Source organism: Catenulispora sp. EB89 (assembly GCF_041261445.1).
Taxonomy (GTDB): domain Bacteria; phylum Actinomycetota; class Actinomycetes; order Streptomycetales; family Catenulisporaceae; genus Catenulispora.
The window spans coordinates 201,648-222,255 of record NZ_JBGCCU010000016.1; the positions used below are offsets into that span (position 1 = coordinate 201,648).

23 protein-coding genes are annotated in these 20,608 nt (G+C 71.0%); 17 read left to right on the plus strand and 6 right to left on the minus strand.

Annotation, left to right across the window (positions count from 1 at the left end; genetic code table 11):
* The first annotated feature begins 29 nt into the window (after window positions 1-29).
* From ABH920_RS30505 to hypE, 12 genes are all read left to right on the plus strand, one after another.
* The gene (locus tag ABH920_RS30505; protein WP_370352636.1) at window positions 30-1,085 is read left to right on the plus strand and encodes a hydrogenase expression protein HypE; all 1,056 of its coding nucleotides are present in this window, start codon (window positions 30-32) and stop codon (window positions 1,083-1,085) included.
* 96 nt (window positions 1,086-1,181) lie between these two features.
* Window positions 1,182-2,966 (plus strand): nickel-dependent hydrogenase large subunit, encoded by a 1,785-nt coding sequence (locus tag ABH920_RS30510; RefSeq protein ID WP_370352637.1) that lies wholly within the window; start codon window positions 1,182-1,184, stop codon window positions 2,964-2,966.
* Window positions 2,963-3,553 (plus strand): NifU family protein, encoded by a 591-nt coding sequence (locus tag ABH920_RS30515; RefSeq protein WP_370352638.1) that lies wholly within the window; start codon window positions 2,963-2,965, stop codon window positions 3,551-3,553. Before ABH920_RS30510 ends, ABH920_RS30515 begins: the two co-directional genes overlap by 4 nt.
* Window positions 3,550-4,182: a DUF5947 family protein gene (locus tag ABH920_RS30520; RefSeq protein WP_370352639.1), complete on the plus strand. Its 633-nt coding sequence runs from the start codon at window positions 3,550-3,552 to the stop codon at window positions 4,180-4,182. Before ABH920_RS30515 ends, ABH920_RS30520 begins: the two co-directional genes overlap by 4 nt.
* Window positions 4,183-4,184: 2 nt before the next feature.
* Window positions 4,185-4,829 carry a DUF6084 family protein gene (locus ABH920_RS30525; protein ID WP_370352640.1) on the plus strand — a complete coding sequence of 215 codons (645 nt, stop codon included), beginning with the start codon at window positions 4,185-4,187 and terminating at the stop codon, window positions 4,827-4,829.
* The gene (locus tag ABH920_RS30530; RefSeq protein ID WP_370352641.1) at window positions 4,826-6,427 is read left to right on the plus strand and encodes a hypothetical protein; all 1,602 of its coding nucleotides are present in this window, start codon (window positions 4,826-4,828) and stop codon (window positions 6,425-6,427) included. Before ABH920_RS30525 ends, ABH920_RS30530 begins: the two co-directional genes overlap by 4 nt.
* Window positions 6,424-6,918, plus strand: coding sequence for a hydrogenase maturation protease (locus ABH920_RS30535; RefSeq protein ID WP_370352642.1), 495 nt, complete (start codon window positions 6,424-6,426; stop codon window positions 6,916-6,918). Before ABH920_RS30530 ends, ABH920_RS30535 begins: the two co-directional genes overlap by 4 nt.
* Before the next feature lie 122 nt (window positions 6,919-7,040).
* Window positions 7,041-7,382, plus strand: coding sequence for a hydrogenase maturation nickel metallochaperone HypA (locus tag ABH920_RS30540; RefSeq protein WP_370352643.1), 342 nt, complete (start codon window positions 7,041-7,043; stop codon window positions 7,380-7,382).
* A 3-nt stretch (window positions 7,383-7,385) separates the two neighbouring features.
* Window positions 7,386-7,661, plus strand: coding sequence for a HypC/HybG/HupF family hydrogenase formation chaperone (locus ABH920_RS30545; RefSeq protein WP_370352644.1), 276 nt, complete (start codon window positions 7,386-7,388; stop codon window positions 7,659-7,661).
* Entirely contained in the window at window positions 7,658-7,939 is a 282-nt protein-coding gene (locus ABH920_RS30550) for a HypC/HybG/HupF family hydrogenase formation chaperone (RefSeq protein WP_370352645.1), read from the plus strand. The genes ABH920_RS30545 and ABH920_RS30550 overlap by 4 nt, the downstream gene beginning before the upstream one ends.
* 18 nt (window positions 7,940-7,957) lie before the next feature.
* A complete protein-coding gene (gene hypD, locus ABH920_RS30555) occupies window positions 7,958-9,082 on the plus strand; it encodes a hydrogenase formation protein HypD (RefSeq protein ID WP_370352646.1) in 1,125 nt (374 codons plus the stop codon).
* A gap of 61 nt (window positions 9,083-9,143) precedes the next feature.
* Window positions 9,144-10,226, plus strand: coding sequence for a hydrogenase expression/formation protein HypE (gene hypE / locus ABH920_RS30560; protein ID WP_370352647.1), 1,083 nt, complete (start codon window positions 9,144-9,146; stop codon window positions 10,224-10,226).
* A gap of 105 nt (window positions 10,227-10,331) precedes the next feature.
* Here the strand turns inward: hypE and ABH920_RS30565 are convergent, their stop codons facing one another.
* The 3 genes from ABH920_RS30565 to ABH920_RS30575 form a co-directional block, all read right to left on the minus strand.
* Window positions 10,332-10,628, minus strand: coding sequence for a CsbD family protein (locus tag ABH920_RS30565; RefSeq protein WP_370352648.1), 297 nt, complete (start codon window positions 10,626-10,628; stop codon window positions 10,332-10,334).
* Between the two features lie 93 nt (window positions 10,629-10,721).
* Window positions 10,722-10,988, minus strand: coding sequence for a hypothetical protein (locus ABH920_RS30570; RefSeq protein WP_370352649.1), 267 nt, complete (start codon window positions 10,986-10,988; stop codon window positions 10,722-10,724).
* 13 nt (window positions 10,989-11,001) lie between these two features.
* The gene (locus ABH920_RS30575) at window positions 11,002-12,345 is read right to left on the minus strand and encodes a protein kinase (protein WP_370352650.1); all 1,344 of its coding nucleotides are present in this window, start codon (window positions 12,343-12,345) and stop codon (window positions 11,002-11,004) included.
* A 148-nt stretch (window positions 12,346-12,493) separates the two neighbouring features.
* On the opposite strand from ABH920_RS30575, the gene ABH920_RS30580 reads away from it, so the two are divergent.
* Window positions 12,494-14,659 (plus strand): FUSC family protein, encoded by a 2,166-nt coding sequence (locus ABH920_RS30580; RefSeq protein WP_370352651.1) that lies wholly within the window; start codon window positions 12,494-12,496, stop codon window positions 14,657-14,659.
* Between the two features lie 23 nt (window positions 14,660-14,682).
* On the opposite strand, the gene ABH920_RS30585 is transcribed toward ABH920_RS30580, so the two are convergent.
* A complete protein-coding gene (locus tag ABH920_RS30585) occupies window positions 14,683-15,393 on the minus strand; it encodes a TetR family transcriptional regulator (RefSeq protein WP_370352652.1) in 711 nt (236 codons plus the stop codon).
* Between the two features lie 107 nt (window positions 15,394-15,500).
* On the opposite strand from ABH920_RS30585, the gene ABH920_RS30590 reads away from it, so the two are divergent.
* Together ABH920_RS30590 and ABH920_RS30595 are read left to right on the plus strand one after the other, a co-directional pair.
* On the plus strand, window positions 15,501-16,373 hold the full coding sequence (locus tag ABH920_RS30590) for an SDR family NAD(P)-dependent oxidoreductase (RefSeq protein WP_370352653.1): 873 nt from the start codon (window positions 15,501-15,503) through the stop codon (window positions 16,371-16,373).
* A 35-nt stretch (window positions 16,374-16,408) separates the two neighbouring features.
* On the plus strand, window positions 16,409-17,158 hold the full coding sequence (locus tag ABH920_RS30595) for an SDR family NAD(P)-dependent oxidoreductase (protein WP_370352654.1): 750 nt from the start codon (window positions 16,409-16,411) through the stop codon (window positions 17,156-17,158).
* A gap of 1 nt (window position 17,159) precedes the next feature.
* Here the strand turns inward: ABH920_RS30595 and ABH920_RS30600 are convergent, their stop codons facing one another.
* Entirely contained in the window at window positions 17,160-17,894 is a 735-nt protein-coding gene (locus tag ABH920_RS30600) for a TetR/AcrR family transcriptional regulator (RefSeq protein WP_370352655.1), read from the minus strand.
* Between the two features lie 160 nt (window positions 17,895-18,054).
* Between ABH920_RS30600 and ABH920_RS30605 the strand changes: the two genes are divergently transcribed.
* Window positions 18,055-19,047, plus strand: a complete 993-nt coding sequence (locus tag ABH920_RS30605; RefSeq protein WP_370352701.1) for an NAD(P)-dependent alcohol dehydrogenase — start codon at window positions 18,055-18,057, stop codon at window positions 19,045-19,047.
* Window positions 19,048-19,117: 70 nt separating this feature from the next.
* On the opposite strand, the gene ABH920_RS30610 is transcribed toward ABH920_RS30605, so the two are convergent.
* Window positions 19,118-19,618, minus strand: coding sequence for a hypothetical protein (locus ABH920_RS30610; RefSeq protein WP_370352656.1), 501 nt, complete (start codon window positions 19,616-19,618; stop codon window positions 19,118-19,120).
* Between the two features lie 145 nt (window positions 19,619-19,763).
* Here ABH920_RS30610 and ABH920_RS30615 point away from each other — a divergent pair, with 145 nt between their 5' ends.
* Window positions 19,764-20,552, plus strand: a complete 789-nt coding sequence (locus ABH920_RS30615; protein WP_370352657.1) for a sirohydrochlorin chelatase — start codon at window positions 19,764-19,766, stop codon at window positions 20,550-20,552.
* The last annotated feature ends 56 nt before the right edge of the window (window positions 20,553-20,608 follow it).

The following is a 20,608-nucleotide window of genomic DNA, read 5'->3' on the forward strand; positions in this document are numbered from 1 at the left end:
CGGACCGTCTTTGCGAACCGGAGGCGATCATGCCGACAGCCGAAGCAGTCCTCGCCGAGGACACCCTGGTCCACGTGCTCTGGATCAACGCCGGACTCAGCTGCGACGGGGACTCGGTCGCCCTGACGGCGGCCACCCAGCCGAGCATCGAGGAGATCGCGCTCGGGGCGCTTCCCGGGCTGCCGAAAGTGGCGGTGCACTGGCCGCTGATCGACTACGAGTGCGGCCCGACCGGCGGCGCGGACGACTTCCTGGAGTGGTTCTGGAAGGCCGACCGCGGCGAGTTGGAGCCGTTCGTGCTGGTGGTCGAGGGCTCGATCCCGAACGAGGCGATCAAGGACGAGGGCTACTGGGCCGCGTTCGGCACCGACCCGCGGACCGGTCAGCCGATCACCACCGCCGAATGGGTGACGCGGCTGGCCCCGAAGGCCACCGTGGTGCTGGCCGTCGGGACGTGCGCGACCTACGGCGGCATCCACGCGATGTCCGGCAACCCGACCGGGGCGATGGGCGTCCCGGACTTCCTGGGCTGGGACTGGAAGTCCAAGGCCGACATCCCGATCGTGTGCGTGCCGGGCTGCCCGATCCAGCCGGACAACCTGAGCGAGACCATCACCTACCTGCTGTACCAGGCCACCGGCCAGGCGCCGATGATCCCGCTGGACGACAAGCTGCGCCCGCAGTGGCTGTTCGGCGCGACCGTGCACGAGGGCTGCGACCGCGGCGGCTACTACGAGCAGGGCCAGTTCGCCAGCGAGTACGGCACCCCGACCTGCCTGGTGAAGCTGGGCTGCTGGGGGCCGGTCGTGCACTGCAACGTGCCCAAGCGCGGCTGGATCAACGGCGTCGGCGGCTGCCCGAACGTCGGCGGGATCTGCATCGGGTGCACGATGCCCGGCTTCCCGGACAAGTTCATGCCATTCATGGACGAGCCGCCCGGCGCGACCGTGTCGACCCTGGCCTCCGGCGCCTACGGGAAGGTGATCCGCAAGTTGCGCCACTTCACCGAGGACAGCGCCGACCACGAGCCGAAGTGGCGGCACACCGGCGAGAAGCTGACCACCGGCGCGAAGCGCACCTGGTAGGCGGCCGGAGTTCCACGACGACTCCATCCCGAAGATCCCGACTCCGATCCCGACTCCATCCCGAAAACCCGGACGACCCCCGAGGGGACGAACCACATGACCGCCACCACGAACAAGCGCGCCAAAGCCTCCGCCGACGGCCTCGTGGAAATGGCCTGGGACCCCATCACCCGGATCGTCGGGAGCCTGGGCATCTACACGAAGATCGACTTCAAGAACATGACGGTGCCGGAGTGCCACAGCACCTCGTCGATCTTCCGCGGCTACAGCCTGTTCATGAAGGGCAAGGACCCGCGCGACGCGCACTTCATCACCAGCCGCATCTGCGGCATCTGCGGCGACAACCACGCCACCTGCTCCTGCTACGCGCAGAACATGGCCTACGGCGTGAAGCCGCCGCACCTCGGCGAGTGGATCGTGAACCTCGGCGAGGCCGCGGAGTACATGTTCGACCACAACATCTTCCAGGAGAACCTGGTCGGCGTGGACTACTGCGAGCGGATGGTCAAGGAGACCAACCCCTCGGTGCTGGCCAAGGCGGAGAACACCCCGGCGCCGCACGCCGACGCGCACGGCTACAAGACGATCGCGGACATCATGCGCGCCCTGAACCCGTTCAGCGGCGAGTTCTACCGCGAGGCGCTGCAGGTCAGCCGGTCCACGCGGGAGATGTTCTGCCTGATGGAAGGCCGGCACGTCCACCCCTCGACGCTGTACGCCGGCGGCGTGGGCACGGTCGCGACCATCCAGCTGATGACGGACTACATGTCCCGCCTGATGCGCTACGTGGAGTTCATGAAGGCGGTCGTGCCGATGCACGACGACCTGTTCGACTTCTTCTACGAGGCGCTGCCCGGGTACGAGAACGTCGGGCTGCGCCGGACGTTGCTGGGCTGCTGGGGCTCGTTCCAGGACCCGGAGTACTGCAACTTCTCCTACGCGGACATGAGCGACTGGGGTCGCAAGATGTTCGTCACGCCGGGCGTCGTGGTCGACGGCAAGCTGGTCACCAACGACCTGGTGGACATCAACCTCGGCATCAGGATCCTGCTCGGCAGCTCGTACTACGAGGACTGGAAGGACCAGGAGGTCTTCGTCACGCACGACCCGCTGGGCAACCCGGTGGATCCGCGGCACCCGTGGAACCAGCACACGAACCCGCGGCCGGCCAAGCGGGACCTGGAGGACAAGTACAGCTGGGTGATGTCGCCGCGCTGGTACGACGGCAAGGACTACCTGGCGCTGGACACCGGCGGCGGGCCGATCGCGCGGCTGTGGTCGACGGCGCTGTCCGGACTCGTGGACATCGGATACGTCAAGGCCACCGGTCACAGTGTCGTGATCGAGCTGCCGAAGACCGCGCTGAAGCCGCCGGTCACGTTCGAGTGGAAGATCCCGAAGTGGAGCAACACCCTCGAACGGAACCGGGCGCGGACCTATTTCCAGGCCTACGCGGCCGCGTGCGCGCTGCACTTCGCCGAGAAGGCGCTGGAGGAGATCCGCGCCGGGCGCACCAAGACCTGGGAGAAGTTCGAGGTGCCGGACGAGGCGATCAGCTGCGGCTTCACCGAGGCGGTGCGCGGCGTGCTGTCGCACCACATGGTCATCCGGGACGGGAAGATCGCGAACTACCACCCGTACCCGCCGACGCCGTGGAACGCCAGCCCGCGCGACTCGTACGGGACGCCGGGGCCGTATGAGGACGCGGTGCAGGACCAGCCGTTGTTCGAGGAGAACAAGGGCGATGCGTTCAAGGGCATCGACATCATGCGCACCGTGCGGAGCTTCGACCCGTGTCTGCCGTGCGGGGTGCACATGTACCTCGGTGGTGGGAAGACGTTGCAGAAGCTGCACACGCCGACGATGGCGTCGCCGGAGTGACGGCGCGGGCGGAGGGCGCGGCGAGTGCGGCCGGTACGGCGGGTGCGGCGGGTGCCGCGCCGGACCGGCTGGTCGAGGTCGGCGAGCGGTTGGAGCGGGTGTTGGAAGGCGGGGCGCCGGAGAGTCCGGTGGCCCGGGAGGACGCGCGGGAACTGGTGCGTCTGCTCACGGACCTCTACGGCGAGGTGTTGGAGCGGGTGCTCAGCCTCGCCGATGACGCCGGGTCGCTGAGCGACGACCTGCTCGCGCGGCTCGCCGACGATCGGCTGGTCGGGAGTCTGCTGCTGGTGCACGGGCTGCATCCGTACAGCGTTCAGGAACGAGTGGAGCGCGCGCTCGCGGCGCTGCGTCTGGAACGGCACAGTGCTGAGGCTGTCGCGACGATGTCGGACGACGGGATGGTTCGGGTGAGCGTGGCCGCGTCGGGTTGTGGGTCGGGGGCGGTTGTCGACATGGTGCGCGCGGCTGTTGAGGAGGCGGCGCCGGATGCCGACGTCCACGTTGAAGCGGAAGCGGCGCAATCCGGGGCGCCGGCTTTCATCCCGTTGGAGACGCTGATGCCGAAGCGGGCGGCGGTGCGGACATGAGCCGCGCCACTGTCGAGCGGCGGGCCGATCCGCTGGGCGTGCTGCGGCGCGTCCGGGCAACCGGATCCGCACCGGAGCAGGCCAGCGATGTGGCGCCGACTGTCCTCGAACGCTGCGAGCTGTGCGCGACGCCGGTGCCGCCCGAGCACCGCCACGTCGTGAACCTGGACAGCCGCGCGCTGCTGTGCGCGTGCCGTCCGTGCTCGCTGCTGTTCGAGTATCCGGAAGCCGCGCTGGCCTACCGCACCGTGCCCGAGCGGTACGCCGCGCTTCCGGCGCTGTCGCGGACCGAGTGGGACAGCCTGGAGGTGCCGGTCGGCCTGGCGTTCGTCTTCCGCAACTCGCGGCAGGACCGCGCCGTCGTCTGCTATCCCGGGCCGGCCGGCGTCACCGAGGCGGACCTGTCGGTCGAGGTGTCCGAGGCGTTCGCCGGGGCCGCGCCTGATGTGGAGGCGGTGCTGATCCGGGCGCAGGACGGCGGCTTCGAGCGGTTCGTCGTCCCGATCGACGTGTGCTACGCGCTCGTGGGGCATCTGCGGACGCTGTGGCGCGGCTTCGACGGCGGTTCCGAGGCCCACGCGCGCGTCGCGGAGTTCTTCGCTGATGTCGAGCGCAAGGCGGTGCGATAGCAGTGTCCGAACTCGCTTTCACGGTCCTGGACGTCAAGCCCGAGCCGCACGCCGCCGCGCCGAATCTGACCGTGCGGCTGCGCATCACCGAGGCCGGCGGCGAGCGCATCCATGCGATCGCGCTCCGCTGCCAGGTACGTATCGAACCGCAGCGTCGCGCCTACGAGCCTGCGGAGAAGACCGATCTGGCCGACCTGTTCGGCGTCGCGTCCCGGTGGGGCGAGACTCTCAAGCCTCTGCTGTGGACGCAGACCTCTGTGATGGTGCCGGGGTTCACGGATGCGGTCGACGTCGATCTGCCGCTGCCGTGCACGTACGACTTCGAGGTGGCCGCGGCCAAGTATCTCCAGGCGCTCGGCGACGGCGAGGTGCCGCTGAGCTTCCAGTTCAGCGGCACGGTCTTCACGCGCGGCGAGTCCGGCTTCGGGGTGGAGCAGATCCCGTGGCATCTGGAGGCCGGATACCGCATGCCGATCCGCGTGTGGCGCGAGCTGATGGACGCCCACTTCCCGAACAGCGGCTGGATCCGGCTGGACCGCGACACGTTGCGACGACTCGGCACGTATCGGACCGAGCGTGGCCTGATCAGCTGGGACCGGGTGTTCGCCGAGCTGCTGCCGGCCGAGGAACTGGAGGGTTCGCGATGACCGGCCACACCCGCACCGCCGCACCAGACGCCGAGCCCCGGGACGAACCGCGCCTGGCCGACGCGCGCCGGGTGGCCGACGCCATCCTGTTCGAGGGCTACATCCTGTATCCGTATCGGTCGACGTCGGCGAAGAACCAGCTCCGCTGGCAGTTCGGGATGCTCGGGCCGGTCGGCGCGGTCGAGGCGGGGGTCGGGGAGGAGTGCGGCGCGCGGACCTCGCTGTTGGTCGCGCCGGAGGTGCGGCCCGGGGCGGAGTTCGGGATCGACCTGACACTGCGCTTCCTGCACCCGCAGTTCCGGGCCGTCGAGCGGGCGACCGGATCAGGGTTCGAGCCGGTCCACGCCCTGCACATCCACGACGCGCAGTGGGTGCCCTGGCACGAGGCGATCGTCCGCGAGGTGCCGATCGCCGGTATCACCGACGACGCGGTGTTCCCCATCGCGATCGCGGGCGGCGAGGAGACCGAGCTGCTGTACGACGCCGGCCGACTCGCCGGGCGTCTGGTGCGCACGCGCGAACCGCTGAGCGCGCAGGTGCGCGTCACGGTGCGGAGCATCGACGCGGAGCAGCCGCTCGTGGCGGTCGACATCGAGGTGGAGAACCTGGGGCGCTGGGACCCCGGCTCGGCCGCCGGGACAGGCCAAGCAAGCCCGGCAGGCCCGGCAGGCCCGGCAGGCCCGGCAAGCCAAGCAGGGCAAGCAAGGCAAGCAAGGCAAGCAGGTGAGGCAGGCCCGGCAGACCATGCAGGCCATGCAGGTCAAGCAGGTCAAGCAGGCGAGGCAGGCCCGGCAGGTCAGGCAGGTCAGGCGGGTCAGGCAGGGCAGGCAGGTCAGGCCCCCCGCACCGCCGCCCGGGACATCGCCGCGCGCGCCTCCTTCGCCGGAGCCCACCTCGTGGCGCGCGTCCGCGGCGGCCGCTTTCTGTCCCCGACCGATCCCCCGGCGTGGGCGGCCGGCGCCTCGGCGGCGTGTGAGCATCACCGCTGGTGGCCGGTGCTGCTCGGGGCCGAGGGCGGCCCGGACGACATGGCGCTCGTGTCGCCGATCATCCTGTCCGACCGGCCCGTCGTCGCACCGGAGAGCGCTGGGGATTTCTTCGATGCCACGGAGATCGACGAGATGCTGGCACTGCGCGTGCGGACCCTGACCGACGACGAGAAGGCCCAGGCGCGGGGCACCGATCCGCGCGCCGCCGAGATCATCGACCGTTGCGACACCATGACCGATGAGGCGCTCGCCGGGTTGCACGGGACGGTGCGCGACTCCGCCGACACCCCCGCCACCGTCATCACCACCGACACCCCCTGGTGGGACCCGGCCGCCGACGCGTCCGTCACGCCCGAACACGACGCCGTCCTCGTCGCCGGCGTCACCGTGCGCAAAGGCAGCAGCGTCCGCCTGCGCCCCCTGCGCCGCGCCGACGCCCAGGACATGTTCCTCGATGGCCAGAACGCCACCGTGACCGCCGTCCTGCACGACGTCGACGGGGGCACGCACGTCGCCGTCACCCTCGACGCCGACCCCGGCCACGACCTGCACGCCTGGTACGGCCGCTATCACTACTTCGCCCCCGACGAACTGGAGCCCCTGCGATGAGCCCGCGCGTCCTGGTGGCCGGGATCGGCAACGTCTTCCTCGGCGACGACGGCTTCGGTTCCGAGGCCGCCCGGCGGCTGGCCGCCGAGCCGCTGCCCGAGGGCGTGACCGTGGTCGACTACGGCATCCGCGGCATGCACCTGGCTTTCGACCTCCTCGACGGGTACGACGCCCTGGTGATCGTCGACGCCCTGCCGCACGGCGGCGCGCCGGGGGACGTCACCGTCCTGGAGGTCGGCGAGGCGGACCTCGGCGACGGCGAGTTCGACGCGCACGGCATGAACCCGGTCTCGGTCCTGGCCAGCCTCGGCACGCTCGGCGGCCGGCTGCCGCCGCGCACGCACGTGGTCGGCTGCGAACCGCGCGACGTCGACGAGGGCATCGGGCTGAGTCCGGAGGTCGCCACGGCGGTCGACACCGCGCTGTCTGCCATCCGGGTGCTTATCTCCGCCAAACCGGTACAACAGCCGAGCACCGCGAAAGGTGTCTGACATGAAGCTACTCGGTGTGCTGAGCGCGACGGCGCTGACCGCGATCGGGGTGGCCGCCTCGGTTCTGGCGGTGCGTTCGATCCCGGACGTCATGCGCTACCTGAAGATCAGGAGCATGTGACATGCACGAGATCGGTTACTGCACCGGCGTCCTGGAGGCCGTGGAGCGCCGTGCCGAGGGACGGCCGGTGGCCCGGATCGGCGTGCTGGTCGGGACCCTGCACCGGATCTCCCCGGCCGCGTTCGAGCAGTCCTTCCAGCTGGTCGCCGACGGCGGGATCGCGGCCGGCGCGCAGACCGAGGTGCAGATCTCGCCGGTGCGCGCCACCTGCGCGGCGTGCCCGGCCTCGTTCGAGGCCGCCGAGGCGACGCCGACCTGCCCGGACTGCCACAGCACGGACGTCGCCACCGAGGGCGGCGACGAGCTGGTGCTGCAGTGGGTCGAGTTCCGAAAGGACCGTTGAACCGTGTGCCTGGCCATCCCCGGGCAGGTCGCCGAGATCCTGCCGGACACCGATGAGCAGCTGGCCGTGATCGACGTGGTCGGCGTCAAGCGGAAGATCAACATCGGGCTGCTGGACCGCGGCACGCTGGCGCCGGGCGACTGGGTGCTGATCCACGTCGGGTTCGCCATGTCGAAGGTGGACGAGCGGGAGGCCGCCGAGGCACTGTCCGTACTGGAGATGATGGGCCAGGCCTTCGACGAGGAGTTGCAGGCCGTGGCGGAATCGGATCCGGTGTGAGCGCGCGGCGAGTCGACGACGGTACCGCCGACATCACGGCGTGCTCCGCCGACGGCGAGTGCATCACCTGCGGTGATGTCGCGGTGCCGCTGACCGTCGTCTCGGTCGCGGGGAGCGACGCGCGGTGCCGCGACGGAGACGGCCGCGAGGAGAGCGTCGCGTTGGAGTTCGTCGGCCGGGTCGGCGTCGGCGACCGCGTCTTGGTACACGCAGGCGTCGCCATCGAACTGCTGGCGACCGAGCCCGTCGAAACCGCAGAGCCCGTGTCCGAAGTCTGACAAGACAGGAGTGGCGCGATGCGCTTCGTCGACGAATACCGCGACCCCGATCTGGCCCGTGCGCTGTCCGCGCAGATCGCCGCCCTCACCGAGCCGGGACGGCACTACAAGTTCATGGAGGTCTGCGGCGGCCACACCCACGCCATCTACCGCTACGGCGTCCACGACCTGCTGCCGGAGAACATCGAGCTCGTGCACGGCCCCGGCTGCCCGGTCTGCGTGATCCCGATGGGCCGCGTGGACGACGGGATCGCGATCGCCGAGCAGCCCGGCGTGATCCTCACCTGCTTCGGCGACATGATGCGCGTGCCCGGCGGCCGCGGCTCGTTCCTGGAGGCCAACGCGCGCGGCACCGACATCCGCATGGTGTACTCGCCGCTGGACGCGCTGCGCATCGCGCGGGAGAACCCGGACCGGCAGGTCGTGTTCTACGCCATCGGCTTCGAGACCACGGCACCGTCGACCGCGCTGACCGTGCTGCGCGCGGAGCAGGAGGGCGTCGAGAACTTCTCGGTGATGTGCAGCCACGTCACGATCATCCCGGCGATCAAGGCCATCCTGGATTCGCCGGACCTGCGGCTGGACGCCTTCATCGGACCCGGACACGTCTCGACGGTCATCGGCTGCCGGCCGTACGAGTTCATCGCGCGCGAGCACGGCAAGCCGGTGGTGTGCGCGGGGTTCGAGCCGTTGGACGTGCTGCAGTCCGTGCACATGATCATGAAGCAGCTCGCCGAGGGCCGCAGCGAGGTCGAGAACCAGTACGGCCGCGTGGTCCGGTGGGACGGCAACGAGCTGGCGCTCCAGGCGCTGAGCCGGGTCTTCGAGCTGCGGCCGTTCTTCGAGTGGCGCGGGCTCGGCTCGATTCCCCAGTCGGCGCTGCGGTTCACCTCCGCGTACGCACGCTTCGACGCCGAGCAGCGGTACGCGCTGCCCGGGGTGCGCGTCGCGGACCCGAAGGCGTGCCAGTGCGGCGAGGTGCTCAAGGGGGTGCTCAAGCCGTGGGAGTGCAAGGTGTTCGGGACGGCGTGCACGCCGGAGACGCCGATCGGGACCTGCATGGTCTCCTCCGAAGGGGCCTGCGCGGCGTACTACAACTTCGGGCAGTACTCGCGCGAACGGCTCGATCTGCAAGTTCTCTGAGATACCCGAGTTCTTTGAGATACCCGCATACGTGGTTAATGGTTCTTCGACGGGAGTAGCGATGGCGAAGGTCCTCACCGAGGAGGAAGTCGGCGAGCGGATCGAGGCCATGCGGCGCCGGCCGCAGCGCTTCCGCGACGACCGGATCACCATGGCGCACGGCGCCGGCGGCAAAGCCAGCCGGGCGCTGATCGAGGGCCTGGTCGTGCCGCTGCTCGGGGCGAGCGCGCCGTCCTCGCTCAGCGACGCCGCACCGCTGGCGATCGACGGCGCGCGGCTGGCTTTCACCACGGACGCGTTCGTGGTCCGGCCGCTGAGCTTCCCCGGCGGCACCATCGGCGATCTGGCCGTCAACGGCACGGTCAACGACCTCGCGGTCAGCGGCGCGCGGCCGCTGGAACTGGCGCTGGCGATGATCCTCGAGGAGGGGCTGCCGGCCGAGGTGCTTCAGGAGCAGGTCGGCGCGATCGCCGCCGCGGCCGCGCAGGCCGGCGTCCGGGTGGCGACCGGCGACACCAAGGTGGTCGAGCGCGGCAAGTGCGACGGGATGTACCTCACGACGACCGGGATCGGCGTGCTGCACGAAGACGCGCGCCTGGACCCGGCGCGCGTGCGCCCCGGCGACAAGGTGCTGGTCTCCGGCACGATCGGCGACCACGGCGTGGCCATCATGCTCGCCCGCGGCAACCTGGACCTGGAGGCCGAGGTCCGCAGCGACACCCGCAGCCTGTGGCCGGTGGCGCGGGCGATGCTGGACGCCTGCGGCCCCGACATCCGCTGCCTGCGCGACGCCACGCGCGGCGGCGTGGCGACGGTCCTGAACGAGATCGCGGTGGCCGCCGAGGTCGGCGTGCTGATCGCGGAGGACCGCGTCCCGGTGCGCCCGGAGGTGACGGGGGCGTGCGAGATCCTGGGCATCGACCCGCTGTACGTCGCGAACGAGGGCAAGCTCGTGGCCTTCGTCGCCCCGGAGGCCGCGGACGCGGCGCTGGAGGCGATGCGCCGTACTGCGGGTGGGGCGGACGCGGCGCTGGTCGGCGAGGTGCGGGCCGAGCCGCCGGGGCGGGTGCTGGGGCGGACGGGGTTCGGGGGGCATCGGATCATTGATGTGCTGGTGGGGGATCCGTTGCCGCGGATTTGTTGAGGGGTGACGGTCGCGAGCGCGACACGTGGCGCTCAAAGATTCAGCAAACGCGAGCCGGCCGGCCCCAGGCGAACACCCGGAGCCGGCCCATCCAGCATCAAGCCACTACTTGTTGAGATGCTGCTTCGCCCGCGCGGTCAGCTGCTCGACCTTCCCCTTGGCCTCCATGCCGTCGTCGTCGGTGACGGCGCCGGCCACTTCCTTGGCCTTGCCCTTGACGCCCTGGCCGACGTTCTTCGCAGTGTCCTTCGCCTTGTCGGCGGCGTGCGCGGCGCGGGCCTCGTCCTGGTCGGCCTGGCCCTCGGCCTGCATGCGCTCGTTTCCGGCGGCCTTGCCGGCGGCTTCCTTGATCTTCCCCTTGGCGTCCTTGGCTGCGTGCTTGGCCTTGTCACCGACGCTCATGGCGGTTCCTCTCTGCGGATGTCTCGATCGTGTGAGGCGTCCTCGTAACCGTCACGCGCCGGATGAAACGGTCGACATGACATGAATCACCTGTCAACGGCTGCCCTGCACGTCGGCCGGTGGGAACTGCTCGAATTCCGCCAGTGTGCAGCGCAGCCGCAGGCCGTCCGGCGCCGCCGACGCCACCTCGAGCGTCGTCATCGGTATCAGGCGCGCGATCCCTCCCTCGTGCCGCGGCCGCAGGGCCACCTGCACGGCGAAGGTGCCCGAGGGGTCCAGGTCGATGCGCTCCACCTCGCCGATGAAGCCCTCGTCGCCCTTGACCGCCATGCCTAGGGTGATCTCGATGGCGTCTGCCATGTGATGGCCTCCTTTAGTGGTGGCATCCGTCCTTGTGGTGGCCCTTGCCGTTCTGGCCGTGGTCGCCCTGGTCGCCCTGGTCGGCCTGGCAGTTCTTCGATGCCGATGCCGACGACGACACCGACGCCGACGTGCGCGCCACGACAGCCGCCGTCGACGGCCGGGCAGAAACGCTGCCGGAAGGGACCGCGGCGGTGCCCGGAGACGATGTGGGGCCCGGCGACGAGCCGGCCGCTCCGGCACCGGGGGTCATCGGCGCCGGAATCTGCGTGTCGGCCGAGGCACCGGGGGTCAGCCAGTCGGCGCCCAGCCCGACGACGGCGACCGCAGCACACGCCGCCACGCCGATACCCGCCAGACGCCGCCGAGTCGACGCAGCTGCGACGACAGCGGCCAGCGGCCGCCGAGTCGATGCGGCCGAGCCGACGACAGGCTCCGAGGCAACGGGTTCCGAAACGACCGGCCCCGGCCCCGAGGCAACGGGCCCGGGATCGCCGGAACCAACGCCCGAACCCCAAGCATCGACCACCGGAAGCTCCATCGTGTGGTCGCCGGCCCTCACCGCCGGCAGCTCGTCCTCAGCCACCGCCAACAGCCCACCGACCTCCCCGGCCGCCGGCCGAACCGCCGGGTCCCTCGCCGTCAGCGTCCGCAGCACCCGCATCCACCCCGGCCCGAGCCGCGCCGGTATCCGCGGCGGCCGCAGCGCGTTGGCCGTCGCACGCTCCATCGGCGTCCCCTGATACGCACGCTCGCCGCTCAGCGCCTCCAACAGCACCAGCCCCAGCGCGTAGACGTCCGTCGCGGACGTCACCGACAGCCCCTGCGCCTGCTCCGGCGCGAGGTAGCCGGCGGTGCCGACGACGCAGTCGGTGCTGGTGAGCGCCGGGCTGTCGGCGGCGTGCGCGTAGCCGAAGTCCGCGAGGTACGCCGTCCCGTCGTCGGCGAGCAGCACGTTGCCGGGCTTGACGTCGCGGTGCACGATACCGCCGGCGTGGATGTGCGACAGGGCGTCGGCCAGGGCCGCCCCGATCCGTTTCACCTCCCGCGGCTCGACCGGGCCCCGGGCCGCGAGCCGGGCCAGCGTCGTGCCGCGAACGAGCGGCATCACGATGAAGCGATGGCGGTCGGCGCCCAGGCCCGAGTCGTAGACCGGCAGCAGATGCGGATGGGCCAGGGACGCCAGGATCCTGGTTTCCTCGTCGACCCGCTCCGAGCGGGTGTCGCCGATGTCCGTGTAGCGGAAGACCTTCACGGCCACCTCGCGCCGCAGCACGGTGTCCTCGGCCTCATAAACGCACGCCGTCGCCCCCTCTCCGATGAGGGGACCCAGAACGTAACGCCGCCCCACGTCCATCGCCTGCTCCTCTCTGCTCCGCCGCGCGCCATCGCGCATCGCGCATCGCGCTCCGTAGCCCAGATACCGCGCTGTACCCAAAGCGCCGGACACCAATCACGCCACCCCCTTGATGCGCGTCCCAGCGCGCCCCGGGACACTGGTGGGTGTGGCACGGTCGACGCAGGCGGTTTCCGGAACCGGGAGTGTGAGCGGCCTCGGCGCGGCCTGGTACCGCTCGATCAAGACCGCCTCCCGCTCCGGCATGCGCGTCGAGCGGGCGTTCAACGACCCCTGGGCCGCGCTGCGCTCCGGGCTCGGCGTGGCGATCGCCGTCTTCGGCGCGCTGGCCTGGCTCGGGCCGGCGCACGCCGTGCTCCCCGCGCTCGGCGCGCAGCTGACCGGGATGACCAGCGTGCTGCCCGGCTACCGGCGCGGGCCGGGGCTGACCGCCTCGACCGCGCTCGGCCTGTTCGCCAGCGCGTTCGTGGGCAACGCGGTGGCGCCCTGGCCCGCGCTGTTCGTGCTCGTGCTCGCGCTGTGGGCGTTCGGGGCGGCGATGTTCTGGGCGCTGGGCGCCGCGCCCGGGATCGCCGCGTCGATGACCGTGCCGGTCATGCTGACGATCGTGCGCCCGCCCCGCGACTTCGGCGACGCCGTCCAGTTCGCGCTGCTCATCGGCGCCGGCGGGGCGGTGCAGGTGGTCCTGGCGCTGGCCTGGCCCGACCGCTTGTGGAGCGCGCAGCGCGGCGCGCTGGCCGACGCCTGCGCCTCGGTGGCCGACTACGCGCGCCGCCTGAGCCGGGACCAGGACGCGGTCTTCGACCCCAACGCGCTGGCCCAGGCCCGGGCCGCCGCCACGCTCACCCCGCGCCAGGCGCGTCGCCGGCCGTCCGAGCTCTCGGGTATCCGCGTGCTGATGGACGAGGTCCGCGCCGTGCTGGCCGTGCTCGCCAAACCGCCCGGCCGGATGCCCGACCTAGAACGTACGCAGGTCCGCGATCTGCTGCTGGCCGCGGCCAACGTGCTCGACACCGCCGCCGGCTCGATCCGCACCGGATCGGTCGTGCCGCCTTCGACCGCGCTGCTCACGGCGATGGAGAAGGCGGCGCGGGACAGCATCGCGGGAGAGGCCGCGCAGAACGCGGCGGAGAAGCTGATCGACCTGCTCGCCCAGGTCGACGCGGTGCTGCGGCAGACCGACGAAGGCGAGAGCGGCGAAAGCGGCGGCCCCGGACGCCGCGGCTTCCTCCGTCGGCCGGGCACCCGCCAGCGCCTGGACCAGGCGTGGCGCACCGTACGCCGGGAACTGCGCCGCGACTCCCCGATCCTGCGGCACGCCCTGCGCGTGGCCGTGGTGGTGGCGGTGACCGACGGGATCTGCAAGCTGTTCAACGTGCAGCACGGCTACTGGGCCGCGCTGACCGTCGTGATGGTGATGCGCCCGGACTTCTCCCAGACCTTCGGCCGCGGCGTCGCACGCTTCGCCGGCACGCTGGTCGGCGTCGCCATCGCCTCGACCGTCGTGCTGCTCTTCCACCCCGACCCCTGGGTGGCCGCGGTGCTGGCGGTGGCCTGCACCGGCGCGCTGTACCTGGTGATGCAGTCCGGCTACCTGGTCGCCAGCACCCTGATCACCGCCTACATCGTCTTCCTGCTGTCCATGGACGGGCTCGCGCTGGCCAGCACCGTGCGCGAGCGCGTCGCACTGACGCTGCTCGGCGGGCTGATCATCTTCACCTCGTACGCGCTGTGGCCGTCCTGGCAGACCGTGACGCTCGCCGGCCGCCTGGCCGACCTGATCGAGACCACCGGGACGTACGCCGCGTCGGCGATCGAGGCGGTCGCCGAACCGGGGCCGGGCAGCCGCAGACGCGCCCGCGAAGCCCTGCTCGACTCGCGCGACGCCTACCTCGCGCTGGAGTCGGCCGCGCTGGCCGCCGCGCAGGAACCGGTGCGCGACCGGGGACCCAGCCGCGAAGGACTGACCCGCGCACACCACGCCCTGGCCCGGTTGTTCGAGGCGGCGGTCGTCCTGCAGACGCACCTGCCTTCCGACGACGAACCGGCGCGAGCGCGACCTGCCGCCTCGGCGTTCGCGCGCACCGTGCGCGCCGCGCTGCTCGTCACCGCCGATCAGGTCCGCGACGGAGAGACGGTCACCTCGACGGACTTGGACGGCGCTCTGACGACATGGCGCGCGGCGCAGGACGGGATACCGGCGACGATCCTGCTGGACGCCGCCCGCCTCGCCGCCGAGGCCAACCGGCTCCAGGGTCTGCTGACCACGCTCGACACCGCTCCCCCGGCAGGTCCGGTCGCCGCGACCGGCTGAGTCCGGTTCGGCGCCGGTCGGGTCTAGCGTGCGGCGTAGCCGGTGATCAGGGCGCTGATGATGTCGGTGAGGGATGGTTCGACGTCGACGACGGCGTGGGCGAGTTCGGGTTCGGATTCGTAGAAGGCCCGCAGATTCGTGCCCGGCGCGGCCATCTGCCACATCGCTCCGGCCAGGGAGGTGGTGCTGGCGACGACGCTGCGGGCCTGGTCCAGGCGCAGCGGGGTGGCGGTGCAGAGGGCAGCGGCGATCTCGGCGACGGCGGCGATGGCTCGGGTTTTGAAGGCTTTGACCTTCTCGAATGAGACGTTGCGTTCCAGGTTCAGCGGGGTGTGTGCGAGCAGGTCGCAGAACAGGGGCCGGGACACCAGGGAGTGTGCGAGGACCGCGGCGGCGTCGTGCGCGGCCTGGTCCTGGTCATGGCGTCCGGTGGCGGCAGCGGCAGCGGTCGCAGCGGCGGCGGGTCGGGTGGCGAGGGCTTCGAGTTCGGCGCGGACCGCCGTCGACCACTCGCTCCACGCGTCGGCGGCGAGCTGCAGAAAGATGTCCTCGCGGGTCTCGAAGTAGCGCAGCATCGCCGACTTGTGCATGCCGACCTCGTCGGCGACAGCGCTGGCCGTCACCGCGCGCACGCCGTCGGCCGTGGCGAGCCGGGCAGCCGCCGCCAGGATGGCCTGCTGCCGGGCGTGCTTGGCCTCGGGGGTTCGGGCACGTTCGAAGTCAACTCCGGTCATCCGTCCAGGCTACCACCATATCGAAACTACGTTGCAGTAGAGATGATCCAGTATGGATCTACCACAACCGGGTTGCAGTACTAGCGAAACCGTGTTGCACTAGAACCATGAGTACACAGCCTGAAACCTGGTTCATCACCGGCTCCTCCCGCGGCTTCGGCCGCTCCCTGGCCGTCGCCGCCCTACGGGCCGGCGACCACGTCGTGGCCACCGCCCGCCGTCCCGAACAGCTCGCCGACCTGGCCGCCGAGTACGGCGACCGGGTGCTCCCGGTGGCGCTGGACGTGACCGACGCCGCCGCGGCCGAGGCCGCGCTGGCCGCCGGGGCCGCGAAGTACGGCCGGATCGACGTCGTGGTCAACAACGCCGGCTACGCCAACCTCTCCCCCGTCGAGACCACCGACGAGGCCGACTTCCGGCGGCAGTTCGACACCAACTTCTGGGGCGTCTACAACGTCTCGCGCGCCGCGCTGCCGCTGCTGAAGAAGCAGGGGGCGGGCGTCGTGATCCAGTTCTCCTCGGTCGGCGGCCGCGTCGGCCACACCCCCGGACTCGGCTCCTACCAGGCGGCGAAGTTCGCCGTCGACGGGTTCACCCGGGTCCTGGCAGCCGAGACCGCGCCGTTCGGCATCCGGTACGTGGTGGTCGAGCCGGGCGGGTTCGCGACCGACTGGGCCGGGTCGTCGATGCGGATCGAGGACATCCCCGAGGACTACCGGCAGACCGTCGGAGCCATGGGCGAGCGGCTGCGGGCCGGCGGCGCCGCCGTGCAGGGCGACCCCGACCGGGCCGCGGAGATCCTGGTGCGGGTCGTGCACGCCGACAACCTGCCGAGCCACCTTCTGCTCGGTGCCGGAGCGGTGGGGATGGCGCTGGACTACTCCCGCGGCCAGATCGCCGAGGCGGGCGCCTGGCAGGCTGTCTCCGCTTCCGCCGACACCGGTGCCGACTACCCGGTCGAGCTGCCGACCGCCCGCTAGATCCGCCGCTGATAACTGGTATGAGGGAGCAGGTCATGCAAGAGAACGAATTCGCCGGCCGGGTCGCGCTGGTCACCGGCGCCGGGTCCGGCATGGGACGCGCGACCGCGGTCCTGCTCGCCCAGCGCGGCGCGGCGGTCACCGTCGTCGGGCGGCGCGAGAACAAGCTCGCCGAGGCCGTGGCCGAGATAGCCGCCGCGGGCGGGAAGGCGCTGGCCGTGCCCGGGGACGTCAGCCGGCCGGAGGATGTCGAGCGTGCGGTCGCTCGCACCGTCGAGCAGTTCGGTGCGCTGCACTACGCGGTGAACAACGCCGGGGTCTCCGGCACCTTCGTCCCACTGCCCGAGATGACCCCCGAGCAGTGGCGGCGCACCATCGACATCGATCTCAGCAGCCTGTTCTACGGGCTCAAGTACGAGATCCCGGCGATCCTGGAGGCCGGCGGCGGCGCGATCGTCAACGTCTCCAGCGTGTTCGCCGACCGCGGCGGCCCGACGCCGGAGTACTCCAGCGCCAAGCACGGGATCCGCGGCCTCACGCGCAGCGCCGCGATCGAGTTCGGCGGCCGGGGCGTGCGCGTCAACGAGCTCCAGCCCGGCGTCATCGACACCGAGATGACGCAGGGCAACGCCGAGGGGACGCGAGAAGTCGTCGAGCACGGCATCCCGATGCGGCGGGTGGGGACCGGCGAGGAGATCGCCACCGCGGTGTCGTTCCTGCTCTCCGGCGACGCTTCGTACATCAACGGCGCGCACCTGGCCGTGGACGGCGGGTTCCTCGCCTGAGTCAGCCGCGCTGGAGCATCCGCTCCAGGCCGTCCAGGAGGAAGTCGAGCGCGAACGTGAACTCGACGTCGTCGTCGCAGGGCCCGAGGACGCCGGAGTGAGCGACGGCGAGCGCCATCTCGGCGACGAAGGGGAAAGCGGGGCGGAGCTGGTCGGCAATGGCGGCGGCGGTCTCGGGGTCGCCGTCTCCGGAGTCGTCGAAGAGCATCTGGGTGAAGCCGAGCAGGCGGCTGCCGAGGATGTGCAGGGCGTGATGCGCCTGGGCGACGGTGAAGCCGCCTTCGCGCAGGACGCCGAGGACGGCGTCGATGTACCGGATCGTGGCGGGTCCCGGTGCGGTTCGCGTCTCGATCGGCTGTGGGGCCCAGGGGTGGGCCAGGACGACGGCGCGGGCGGCGAGTGACATCCGGCGTAGCGAGGACTTCCAGTCGACGCGGTCGGCGCGGTCGGCGTCCTCGGTGCGGTCAGCGTCCTCGGGGCCGCCGGCGACATCGACGGTGCCCGTCGGGATCTCGCCGATCACCGCGTCGACCATGCCGTCGAGCAGGTCGTCCTTGGTGCGGACGTGGGTGTAGAGGGACATCGCTTCGACGCCCAGCTCCTGCGCGACCCTGCGCATGCTGATCGACTCGATGCCCTCCCGGTCCGCCAGCCCGATCCCGGCCGCCACCACCCGATCCCTGGTCAGCGGAGTGCGGCGTGCGGCGCCTGTCTTGCCCGGTCCGGCGATCTTCATGGGTCCATCCTCCCGAAGGCGGCTCCTGTCGTTCAAGGAGACCTTCGAGGAGACCTCCCTTGACGTCCTTACGCCGTAAGGCTTAACCTTACAGCGTAAGAGACATCCTTACACCGTAAGGCCGAGGAGGGGCAGGGCCATGACGACCGATTCACCCACGATGAAGGCGATCATCCAGCGCGGCTACGGAGCACCCGAGCGCGTTCTCCAGCTCGATGACACGCCCAGACCGTCGCCCGGCGACGGCGACGTCCTCATCCGCGTCCGAGCCACGAGCGTCAACACCCCGGACTCGGCCACCGTCGCGGGGGTGCCGTACGTCCTTCGCGCGCAGGCCGGGCTGCGGCGGCCGAAGCAGGCGGTCCGGGGCAGCGACGTCGCCGGCACCGTGGAGGCGGTGGGCCGGGACGTCACCGATCTCCGGCCCGGCGACGAGGTGTTCGGGTCGCTGTGGGGCAGCGCGAACAGCTCGAAGACCGGGACGTTCGCGGAGTTCACCGTCGTGCCGGCATCCCAGCTCGTGAAGAAGCCGGCCGGGCTCAGCTTCGAGGAGGCCGCGGCGTCGGTCATGACCGGGCTGACCTCGCTGCTCGCGATGCGCGACGCGGGCCGGGTGCGCCCCGGCACGCGCGTGCTCGTCAACGGGGCCTCCGGCGGCGTCGGGACGATGGCGGTCCAGATCGCCAAGTCGCTCGGGGCCGAGGTGACGGGAGTGTGCAGCGCCCGCAACGCCGAGCTGGTCCGGTCGCTCGGTGCGGACCACGTCATCGACTACGCGGAGCAGGACTTCACCAAGGGCGAGGCCCGGTACGACGTCATCCTGGACAACGTGCTGAACCACCCGCCGAAGGCCGTCGCACGGCTGCTGACGCCGCAGGGGGTGTTCATCCCGAACAGCCTCGGGATCAGCGGAGGGCTGCTGGCCGGCCTGCCGCGGATGGCGCGGGCGGCGTTGATGGGCAAGGGCTCCACCGACGTCAAGTTCATCACGCTCGCCGTGGACCACGAGAACCTGAACGAGCTTGTCCGTCTCCTGGAGACCGGGGAGGTCAAGGCCGTCATCGAGCAGACCTATCCGCTCGACGACACCGCCGGGGCCATCACCCGCGTGTTGGGGCACCACGCGCGCGGCAAGATCGCCATCACTGTCTAGGCGAGGCGGCGGCGGACACAGAGCTCTGTGACACTCCTCGCGCGGCCGGGAGCACTTGCGGTCATTCCTGTCACCGAGGAGTACGTTCCCTGAGTTTCTCTATCGCCGCCGCGAACTCCGATTCGAACATGACCGGCCCGATTTTCTCGCGCATCATGGAGCTCCGGCGGCCCACCCGGCAGTGGACTTGGGTCTCGATCCGCTTGCCGTGCTTGGTGACGATCCAAATGGCCTTCATATGCGCGCTGTTCCGTGCGCTTCCCCGAATACGGCCCTCCTCGATGCTGCGAATCTCATCCCAACGGAGAATGTATGTGCGAACCGAGTTGCGAACCTTGAGTCCTCGGTCGCCGACGTAGATTCCGATCGTCAGAACTCTGACTACGAAGCCCGGAATCAGGACCCACGCATTGGCGAAGAGGCCGATCCAGAACACGACCCCGACTCCGGCGGAATGCACGCCCGCGCCGACGATCAGCAGGCAGACCAGCGCCAGCCAGCTCAGATCGACGACGGCCAGGCGCTTGGCCAGGACGCCCCGGTCGTATTCGAGCCGCTTCCACTCCCACAACGTTCGCCCTCTCCCCGCGATCGACCTCACCCGTTCGTGTCGCCGGCCGGGTGCGGCGGCCGGACGTGCGCTAGAAATGATCTGTGGCAACTCAGCGCGACGACAACGGTGACGCTACTGCCCGCGCGGATTCCGGGGCGCGGCGGTGACCGTCCCGGAGCCGGACGCGGCGCGGGCGGCCGTGGTCGTCGTCGGCGGCCACGAGGGCGGCGCCGAGGTGGCGGTGGAGCCGTTGATCGAGCAGGGTCCGCTGCTGCGGGCCTCGTCGGCGGGCGAGCTGCTGGAGAGCGCGGTACGGCAGGCTCTTGACGGTACTGATCTGCCAGTGTGCGTCGTGCCGATGACGTTGGGGCGCGATCCGCAGCTGGTCGCCGATACCGCCCGGACCCTGACGTGGCTGACGCGCGGCGCGGCGGCGGGGCGGGTGCTGCTGGCCGAGCCGTTCGGCAACGCGACGCTGCTGACCGGCTGGCTGCGGGTCGCGGTGGCGCGGGTCGTCGACCCGGCCGAGGCGCCGGATCTGGCGGTGCTGCTGACCGCCAAGGCCGCCAATCCGTTCGACGACGCCGAGTTGTTCCGGATCGCACACCTGGTCAAGACGCGCGATGACCTGCCGTGGGTGGAGGTGGCGTTCCGCGGCGGCGAGCCCGACGTCGCCGAGGGCGTCGAGCGTTGCCGCCGACTCGGGGCACGCCAGGTCGTGGTGGTCCCTGCGGACTTCGGCCCCGCCACGGACGCTCCGATCGCCGAGGTCGTCGACGGCGGGCCCCTTCTGATGCCCTCGGAGGTCTCCGGGATGCTGGCCACGCGGATCGCCGCCGCGCTGCTCAAGCTGAGCCGGGGAGACGACGGGATCGCCGCCGGGCTGGATGCCGACCACCAGCATGGACATGGTGGGACCGCTTGGCACGAGTCGGACTACGACGAAGACTGATCGAGGGTCGCGCAGCAGCCAGCACGGTGCGGACGAGTACACCTGGGCCCGGCAGA

Coding starts and splice junctions, on each gene's coding strand:
- ABH920_RS30505 (WP_370352636.1), top strand. CDS start 30: ATGCCGACAGCCGAAGCAGTCCTCGCCGAGGACACCCTGGTCCACGTG.
- ABH920_RS30510 (WP_370352637.1), top strand. CDS start 1,182: ATGACCGCCACCACGAACAAGCGCGCCAAAGCCTCCGCCGACGGCCTC.
- ABH920_RS30520 (WP_370352639.1), top strand. CDS start 3,550: ATGAGCCGCGCCACTGTCGAGCGGCGGGCCGATCCGCTGGGCGTGCTG.
- ABH920_RS30530 (WP_370352641.1), top strand. CDS start 4,826: ATGACCGGCCACACCCGCACCGCCGCACCAGACGCCGAGCCCCGGGAC.
- ABH920_RS30535 (WP_370352642.1), top strand. CDS start 6,424: ATGAGCCCGCGCGTCCTGGTGGCCGGGATCGGCAACGTCTTCCTCGGC.
- ABH920_RS30540 (WP_370352643.1), top strand. CDS start 7,041: ATGCACGAGATCGGTTACTGCACCGGCGTCCTGGAGGCCGTGGAGCGC.
- hypD (WP_370352646.1), top strand. CDS start 7,958: ATGCGCTTCGTCGACGAATACCGCGACCCCGATCTGGCCCGTGCGCTG.
- hypE (WP_370352647.1), top strand. CDS start 9,144: ATGGCGAAGGTCCTCACCGAGGAGGAAGTCGGCGAGCGGATCGAGGCC.
- ABH920_RS30565 (WP_370352648.1), bottom strand. CDS start 10,628: ATGAGCGTCGGTGACAAGGCCAAGCACGCAGCCAAGGACGCCAAGGGG.
- ABH920_RS30570 (WP_370352649.1), bottom strand. CDS start 10,988: ATGGCAGACGCCATCGAGATCACCCTAGGCATGGCGGTCAAGGGCGAC.
- ABH920_RS30575 (WP_370352650.1), bottom strand. CDS start 12,345: ATGGACGTGGGGCGGCGTTACGTTCTGGGTCCCCTCATCGGAGAGGGG.
- ABH920_RS30585 (WP_370352652.1), bottom strand. CDS start 15,393: ATGACCGGAGTTGACTTCGAACGTGCCCGAACCCCCGAGGCCAAGCAC.
- ABH920_RS30590 (WP_370352653.1), top strand. CDS start 15,501: ATGAGTACACAGCCTGAAACCTGGTTCATCACCGGCTCCTCCCGCGGC.
- ABH920_RS30595 (WP_370352654.1), top strand. CDS start 16,409: ATGCAAGAGAACGAATTCGCCGGCCGGGTCGCGCTGGTCACCGGCGCC.
- ABH920_RS30600 (WP_370352655.1), bottom strand. CDS start 17,894: ATGAAGATCGCCGGACCGGGCAAGACAGGCGCCGCACGCCGCACTCCG.
- ABH920_RS30605 (WP_370352701.1), top strand. CDS start 18,055: ATGAAGGCGATCATCCAGCGCGGCTACGGAGCACCCGAGCGCGTTCTC.